The sequence below is a fragment of the Pirellulales bacterium genome, from assembly GCA_035939775.1.
Classification (GTDB): Bacteria; Planctomycetota; Planctomycetia; order Pirellulales; family DATAWG01; genus DASZFO01.
In genome coordinates this window covers 1-1,725 of the sequence record DASZFO010000182.1, presented here as the reverse complement: position 1 = coordinate 1,725, position 1,725 = coordinate 1, and the positions used below count along the sequence as shown (strand labels likewise).

The 1,725-nt window shown below is 60.7% G+C and carries 2 protein-coding genes; both read right to left on the bottom strand.

Annotated elements, in window-relative coordinates; all coding sequences use genetic code 11:
- Positions 1–1,169: sulfatase-like hydrolase/transferase (locus VGY55_11915; GenBank protein ID HEV2970666.1), on the bottom strand; the 1,169-nt coding region annotated here is incomplete at its 3' end.
- A gap of 148 nt (positions 1,170–1,317) precedes the next feature.
- A complete protein-coding gene (locus VGY55_11910; protein ID HEV2970665.1) occupies positions 1,318–1,683 on the bottom strand; it encodes a hypothetical protein in 366 nt (121 codons plus the stop codon).
- Positions 1,684–1,725: the final 42 nt, after the last annotated feature.

The window sequence follows — 1,725 nt, the reverse complement described above, 5'->3', positions numbered from 1 at the left end:
CCTTCGTGCACCCACATCTTGTGCTCTCGAAACGGCGTATTGGCCGCATTCGCCCAACCGACTTCAAGGCAGCGATGCGACTCTGCGGTCCCGGTGATGCTGCCCGGTTTGTGTCCGCGCGCCGGGTTGGGATACGAGTTGAGCGCCTCGGCGCTGGCCCCGTTATCGGAGAAAAACATGACGACCGTGTTCTCGGTCAGACCGGCCTGCCGGATTTCGTCCAACACGCGACCGATTCCCCGATCCATGCATTCGATCATTCCGGCATGCACCGACATGCGAAGGTCCCATTCATCGCGGTCGGCGTCTGGGGTGTCGCTCCAAGCCCGCGCGATCGGATCGCGGGGTGAAAGATTCCAATGCGGATCCATCAAGCCGAGCGACTTTTGTTGGGCAAATCGCTTTTTTCGCAGCTCGTCCCAGCCGATTTTGAATTCGCCGCGGTGCCGGGCGATGTCGGCCGGATGCGCTTGCAGCGGAAAGTGGGGAGCGGTGAAGCATAGATGCAGAAAAAACGGCCGCCCCGCGTGCTCGCGCTGGTGTTGCCTGATCGTTTGCACGCCCCAATCGGCGAAAACGTCGGTGGCGTAGAAGCCGGGCCACGGCTCGATCGATTTGAGATCGTCGTAGAGCGGATACAGCTTGAAATAGTTGCCACCGCCCCCCGTGCCGCGCGCATGGTCAAAGCCCCGGTTGATCGGATGGTTTCGCGGGTCTTTCTGCCCGACGCCGCCGACGTGCCACTTTCCGACGTGATACGTGCGATATCCGCCCGCTCGCAACAGCTCGGCAATCGTCGCGCACTCTTCGTTGAGCCCATGCGTGTACCCGGGGGGGTGCCAGTCTTCGAGCATGTGCCCGACGCCGGCTTCGTGGGGATAAAGCCCCGTCAAAATCGAGGCACGGCTTGGGCAGCAGCGGGCACAGTTATAAAACTGTGTAAACCGCAGCCCGTTGGCCGCGAGTCGATTTAATTCGGCCGTACCGACGTCGGAGCCGTAGCAGCCGAGATCCGAAAACCCCAAGTCGTCGGCCACGATCATTACGATATTGGGCCGCGAATTGATCGGCCGCTCCTTGAGCGGCGATGTGCCGGTCAACACGGTCAGCGCCATCACCGCGCCGCAGACTGTGCGAATCCAATAGGTGTGCATAGCAAGCCGGAACACAATTTCGTCCCTGGATCAACATTCGCGCCGCGGTGGCCAGCGCGCGGCAACAGCAAGTCGTGTTATCTTGCCGCGCAGCCGGTGTCCAGTCCGGAGGTGTGACGATTCGTCCATCGTTCCCCTCAGGCCATTCGAAGCGCGTCGCAAATCACTCCAGAATTTTCTTCGCCTTTTTCACGTCGTTCACGGCCAGCGCCAATTCGACCATGTCGCCGCCAAGCCCCACCACGTAGGCGGCTTCCAGATTCAAGCCGGCATCGGCGAGCTTTGCGGCGACTGCGGTCAGCTCGCCTGCCTGGTTCTCGAGCAAGACCGTAACGAGCTCGTTCTCTTCAAAGCGGATGTTGGCCTCATGCAGCGCGCTTCGGGCCGCTTCAATGTTGTCGGGAATGATCCGCACCAGACCCTGGTGTCCGATGGCCAGCGCGGCCACCGATTTGATATTCACGCTCTTCAGGGAAAGGGCATTCGCAATCCGCGCCAGTTCACCAGGATGATGCGTCGCCTGAATCACAACTTCTCTCATGGCATTCCCCTCGATCAAGTTCCGCGAGTT